Origin of the sequence: Eggerthella sp., from assembly GCF_048329335.1 — a bacterium.
Classification (GTDB): Bacteria; Actinomycetota; Coriobacteriia; order Coriobacteriales; family Eggerthellaceae; genus Eggerthella; species Eggerthella lenta.
Genome location: NZ_DBFEGU010000152.1, coordinates 1 through 5,178 on the forward strand (window position 1 = coordinate 1; position 5,178 = coordinate 5,178).

At 62.4% G+C, this 5,178-nt stretch carries 7 protein-coding genes; all 7 read left to right on the plus strand.

Going from position 1 to position 5,178, the window contains the following annotated elements; all coding sequences use genetic code 11:
• The coding region (locus tag ACMO6A_RS04905) for a molybdopterin dinucleotide binding domain-containing protein (protein ID WP_418470847.1) at positions 1-1,003 on the plus strand (1,003 nt) is incomplete at its 5' end.
• Positions 1,003-1,626, plus strand: a complete 624-nt coding sequence (locus ACMO6A_RS04910; RefSeq protein ID WP_009609003.1) for a 4Fe-4S dicluster domain-containing protein — start codon at positions 1,003-1,005, stop codon at positions 1,624-1,626. The genes ACMO6A_RS04905 and ACMO6A_RS04910, both read left to right, overlap by 1 nt.
• Positions 1,627-1,637: 11 nt before the next feature.
• A complete protein-coding gene (gene nrfD, locus ACMO6A_RS04915; protein ID WP_009608994.1) occupies positions 1,638-2,864 on the plus strand; it encodes an NrfD/PsrC family molybdoenzyme membrane anchor subunit in 1,227 nt (408 codons plus the stop codon).
• 75 nt (positions 2,865-2,939) lie between these two features.
• A complete protein-coding gene (locus tag ACMO6A_RS04920; protein ID WP_035577462.1) occupies positions 2,940-3,296 on the plus strand; it encodes a hypothetical protein in 357 nt (118 codons plus the stop codon).
• Positions 3,297-3,519: 223 nt separating this feature from the next.
• On the plus strand, positions 3,520-3,798 hold the full coding sequence (locus ACMO6A_RS04925) for a DUF4405 domain-containing protein (RefSeq protein ID WP_418470848.1): 279 nt from the start codon (positions 3,520-3,522) through the stop codon (positions 3,796-3,798).
• Entirely contained in the window at positions 3,758-4,312 is a 555-nt protein-coding gene (locus ACMO6A_RS04930; protein WP_227111489.1) for a hypothetical protein, read from the plus strand. Before ACMO6A_RS04925 ends, ACMO6A_RS04930 begins: the two co-directional genes overlap by 41 nt.
• A 49-nt stretch (positions 4,313-4,361) precedes the next feature.
• The gene (locus tag ACMO6A_RS04935) at positions 4,362-5,087 is read left to right on the plus strand and encodes a hypothetical protein (RefSeq protein WP_227111488.1); all 726 of its coding nucleotides are present in this window, start codon (positions 4,362-4,364) and stop codon (positions 5,085-5,087) included.
• Positions 5,088-5,178: the final 91 nt, after the last annotated feature.

The window sequence follows — 5,178 nt, forward strand, 5'->3', positions numbered from 1 at the left end:
GGTCATGGAGGAGAAAAAGTGGGCGGGGCAGGATCTCGAGATCCGCGTTCTGTGGTGCTGCAACGGCAACATGCTGTCCTGCGAGTCGGGCCGTCAAGACCTCATCGACGCGGTCAAGAAGATCGACTTCGTGGTGTGCGCAGACGTCAACATGACCGACACTGCGCAGTGGGCCGACATCCTTTTGCCGGTGCCCCATTCGTTCGAGGTGCAGGATTTCGACCCGGTGTGCTCGGTGCCGTATCCCACGTTCACCCAGAAAGCGCTCGATCCCCTGTACGAATGCAAGACCGATCTGGAGATCATGCGTTTGGTGACCGCGAAGATGGGCATGGACATCTACCCGAAATCGGACGATGATTTCTTGAAGGAAGTCATCGACACCGAGGCCAACGTCAAGCAGGGCTGCACGTTCGAAGAGCTTAAGACGGGCAAGCTGGTTCGCGATGCTTCTTACACCGATTCGCGTATGGTGCCGAAGTTCGGCAGCGCCGAGGCGCAGCGTTTGAAGTACTACCTCGAGAAGCCCACGCCGCGCAACAACTTCGGGCAGAAGATCGCCGATTGCGAGCGTCTGCCTTATTACGAGCACGCGAACGAGGCATACGAGGAGAATCCGCTGCGCGACAAGTATCCGCTGTTCGGATGCAGCGAGCACAGCAAGTATCACGTGCATTCGCAGCTGGCGTACACGCCGGTCATGCGCGAGCTCGAGCCCGAGCCGTTGCTGAAGGTCAACGCGACCGATGCCGCCGAGCGCGGAATCCAGCAGGGCGACTACGTGCGCGTCTACAACGATCACGGCTATGCCGTGCTCAAGGCGCGTGTGACCGAGGGCATCAAGCCGGGAGTCGTCTCTATTCCGCACGGTTTCCAGGCTAGCCAGTTCGTCGAGGGGCATACGCAGGATCTGACGAATGTGTACATGAACGATTTCTGCTCGAACAGCGCCTTCTACGACTTCCTCTGCGAAGTCGAGAAGTACGAAGGGGGTGTGAGGTAATGACCCGCTACGGCATGGTCATCGACACGAAGCGATGCGTGGGGTGCAACGCCTGCTCCGTGAACTGCAAGATAACGAACAACCTTCCCGAGACAAATTGGTGGACCCGGGTCCTCACGGAGGGCGGCGACGAGATCGACACGCCGGCCGGCGTCTTCCCTGACGTGTCGATGCGCTACATCACTGTAGGCTGCCAGCATTGCGAGAACCCGGCTTGCACGAAGGTGTGCCCTGTGGGGGCAACCTACAAAGATCCCGAGACGGGCGTCGTGCGCCAGGACTACGACAAGTGCATCGGCTGCCGTATGTGCATGGCGGCTTGCCCGTACACGGGCGTGCGCTCGTTCAACTGGGAGGAGCCGAAGTACCCCGTCGACCATGCTGTCGGCGATGCAGACGTCCCGAAGCACCAGAAGCATGTGGTCGAGAAATGCACCTTCTGCTACCAGCGCCTTGCCCGTGAGGAGGTGCCGGCATGCATGGAGTTGTGCCCGGCCCGCGCCCGTCACTTTGGTGACTTCGACGATCCGGATTCGGAGGTGTCGAAGCTTGTCAAAGAGCGCTCCTACGAGCAGCTGCTGGCCAGCGAAGGCACGAAGCCGTCCGTGTACTACCTCGTGTAAGGGGATTGATCATGTCTGAGAACGTATCGGCGGAGAAGTCCGTCAAGGTTTCCGCTGCCGGATTCGGCGGCAAAGGGGTTGCTGTCGCCATCGTGGTGGCGGCCATTCTCACCGTCGGCGGTTTGGCTTTGTGGGCATTTCAGCTGACCAGCGGCATGGTGAACACCAACATGCGCAATCTGGACTCGTGGGGGCTTTACATCACGATGTTCATGTTCCTCGTCGGTCTGTCCGCCGGCGGCCTTATCATCTCGAGCGCTCCGCGCGTGTTCGGCATGGAGGGTTTCGGCGGCGTATCGAAGATCGCCGTGTGGACCTCCATCTGCTGCACGGTGCTGGCGATCGGCTTCGTCGTGATCGACCTCGGCCAGCCGCTGCGCCTTTGGGAGCTGTTCGTGTACTCCAATCTCGGCTCGCCTTTGATGTGGGACATCATCGTGCTGGGCACGTACCTGATCCTGTCCATCGTGTATTTGTGGGCTATGCTGCGCTTCGAGGGCGGCAAGGGCTCTGCCGCTGCCTTGCGCGTGGTGTCCGCCATCGCTCTGGTGTGCGCCGTGCTCGTTCACTCGGTCACCGCTTGGATCTTCGGTTTGCAGCAGGGTCGCGAGATGTGGCATACCGCGCTTCTGGGCCCCTGGTTCGTGTCGTCGGCTCTGGTGTGCGGCGTGGCGCTCGTGCTCGTCGTGGTCATCGCGCTGCGCAAGGCTGGTTACCTGGAGCTCGCGCAGGAGCACGTCGTCAAGATGCTCAAGCTCCTCGGGGTGTTCGTGATGGTGGATTTGTACTTCTTTGGTTGCGACTTGCTGACCGAGGGCTTCCCGGCCGGATCGGGGGCGGAGGTCGTCGCCATGCTGACCACGGGTCCGCTCGCTCCTTTCTTCTGGATCGAGGTCGTCGGGTGCGCCGCCACGGCGGTCATCGCCTTCGTGCCGAAGCTGCGCACGAACCCGCTTATCGTGATCGCAGCGGTGCTGGCCATCGTGGGCATCTTTTGCAAGCGCGTGCAGCTGCTGGTGGGCGGCTTCCAGATCCCGAACCTCGATATGCCCGCCGTCGTGTCCGGTCCGGCTCTTACGGATGCGGGTGCGGCTCTGCAGAGCGCAGGCGGATCGATGGTGTACTTTCCGTCGATGCTCGAATTCGGCGTCGTGCTGGGCGTTTTCGGGCTGGGCGCGCTCATGTTGCTGCTGGGCCTCAAGTTCCTCCCGTTGAAGCCGACTGAGCGTTCGCACTAGATACGATCCGTTTTTCGGCGGGGCGCCTGAACCATCGGGCGCCCCGCCGTGCGACATGGAGGGGTGGCGAACGAGATGCTGAGGAAAGCGATCATCACCTTGGCGACGTTCTTTTTCGCGGGGGTCGTCGTGTTCGGGGCTGTTGCGGCTGCGAGTCCGGCGGTGGGGCTTCCCCGGCCTATCGAGCCCCACTCGCCTTGCCCGGTCGTCGGGTGCGCGTCGGGGTCGTGCCATGGTTTCGGCGATGTGCCCGAGCCGGATGGCGTGCACGAGATGGCCTGTCCCGAGGCGGGCTGCGCCAGCGTCGAGTGTCATGCGTGGGATACGCTGGCGACGCGCTATCACCGCGCGTCCGATGCCAGCTTGAACCTCTGGATCTTGGCGCCGGTCGTACTCGTCGGGCTGCTTGTTCTGATCGTGCGAAAGCTTTAAGAGGGGAAGTGACCTGGTGAAGCGGATGCTCGTTGTTGATTTCTCGGCGTTTCTGACTTATGCGCTTGCAGCGCTTCCCTCGTTGACGGGCGTGCCTGCGCACGAATGGTTTGGTTTGGCCTTGCTGGCGCCCGTTTTCGTCCATTGCGCGCAGCATGTCGATCGGGTTGCGCGCGCCCTTCCGCGATGCGTCCGCGAGGCTCGTTTGCGGAACTGCGGGCGCTTGGCGCTCGATGCCGCGTTGCTCGTGGCGCTCTCGACCGTCTTCGTGTCGGGATTGGGCATGTCGGGCGCGGTGCTGCAGACGTTCGGCCTGTATGCCGAGGGGTATTATACGTGGTCGCCTCTGCATGCCGCGGCGGCGAAGGCGTTGCTCGCGCTTCTTCTCGTGCATATGGCCGTGCATGCGGGTTCGCTGTACAATCTGCTGAAACGTCGCGGCGTTGCAAAGGCCGCCGCGCATGGCAACGGAGGTTTTGACGATGAGCGCCGATCTGCTTGAGGCGAGGCCCACGCTGCGCGCGTGGCTTGACGAATATGCCGCCATCGAAGCCGATTATCTGGCTCGGCTTGCCGATTGGGGTATCCGCATCGCGCCGCGTGATGCGGATGCGGATGTGGTCCGTGCGGCGAAGGATCGGCTGCGGGAGAAGGGCGCGCAGTTCCGCAACGGCGATGCCGGCATCGTCTGCGGCAACCTGTCGTCGGCGTGCGTGGCCTGCACGGGAGGGCGGGGGAGCAAGACGTTCTTCCTGTCGCTTGCATGCAATCGATCTTGCTATTTCTGCTTCAACGCCAACCAGGCCGACTACGCCGATCGCCTGCGCGTGAACGATGCGTGGCGCGACGAGGTCGATGCGTTCGCCGATGCGTGCGGCGGCGAGGTCACCCATGTAGGGTTGACGGGGGGGCGAACCCTTGCTCCATGCCGACGAGTCCGTGGCGTTCTGCGCTTACGTTCGCCAGCGCTTTCCGCGTGCCCATATCAGGTTGTACACCGCCGGCGATTTCCTTGACGAACCGCTGCTCGATCGCTTGCGCGACGCCGGGCTCGACGAGCTGCGCATGAGCATCAAGCTGGACGTTCTCGACGTCGATCGCGCCGATGAGATCATCGATGACGCCGTCGACGTGCTTGCCCGCGCGAAGCGCTTCATCCCGCAGGTGATGGTGGAGATGCCCGTGATACCGGGCACGGGCAAGGCGATGCGTCGTCTGCTGGATCGTCTTGATCAAGTCGGCGCGTTCGGCATCAACCTTCTTGAGTTCTGCTACCCCATGGGAGCTTGGGACGAGTTCGAGCGCCGCGGCTTTTCGGTGAAGAACCCGCCGTTTCCCGTGCTGTACGACTACGGCTACGCAGGCGGTCTGCCGCTGGCGGGCAGCGAATCCTTGTGCTTGGAGCTGTTGGAGTACGCGCTTGACGAGGGGTTGTCCCTTGGCGTGCATTACTGCTCGCTCGAGAACAAGCATCGCGATCAGATCTGCGTTCAAAACGGCGCTTGCTCCGTCGATGCGGGCGTGTACGAGCGCGATCCGCATGATTTCTTCCTGAAAACGGTGAAAGTATTCGATGGCGACGTCTCCCTGGCGCGGCGCGCGCTGGAGGCGTGCGGCATCGGCGCGTTCTCGCTTGAGGACGAAGGCCTTAGCCTGGCTTTCCATCCGCGTCACATCTCTATCGTGCAAGCGCTGCCCGTCGTATTGTGTCGATCGATCAACGTGCTGGAAGAAACCGCGGATGGCTTCATCGTCCGCGAGCTGAAACTGGAACCTGTGAAAGGCGCATGACGATGACTGTTGACGAGCTCTGGCAAACCCGTGCCGCCGCTTGGGAGCTCGCGGCGCTGAGCCTGCGCTACCCGGGCGCGGAGCTGGCCGG

Coding starts and splice junctions, on each gene's coding strand:
- ACMO6A_RS04910 (WP_009609003.1), top strand. CDS start 1,003: ATGACCCGCTACGGCATGGTCATCGACACGAAGCGATGCGTGGGGTGC.
- nrfD (WP_009608994.1), top strand. CDS start 1,638: ATGTCTGAGAACGTATCGGCGGAGAAGTCCGTCAAGGTTTCCGCTGCC.
- ACMO6A_RS04920 (WP_035577462.1), top strand. CDS start 2,940: ATGCTGAGGAAAGCGATCATCACCTTGGCGACGTTCTTTTTCGCGGGG.
- ACMO6A_RS04930 (WP_227111489.1), top strand. CDS start 3,758: ATGGCAACGGAGGTTTTGACGATGAGCGCCGATCTGCTTGAGGCGAGG.
- ACMO6A_RS04935 (WP_227111488.1), top strand. CDS start 4,362: ATGAGCATCAAGCTGGACGTTCTCGACGTCGATCGCGCCGATGAGATC.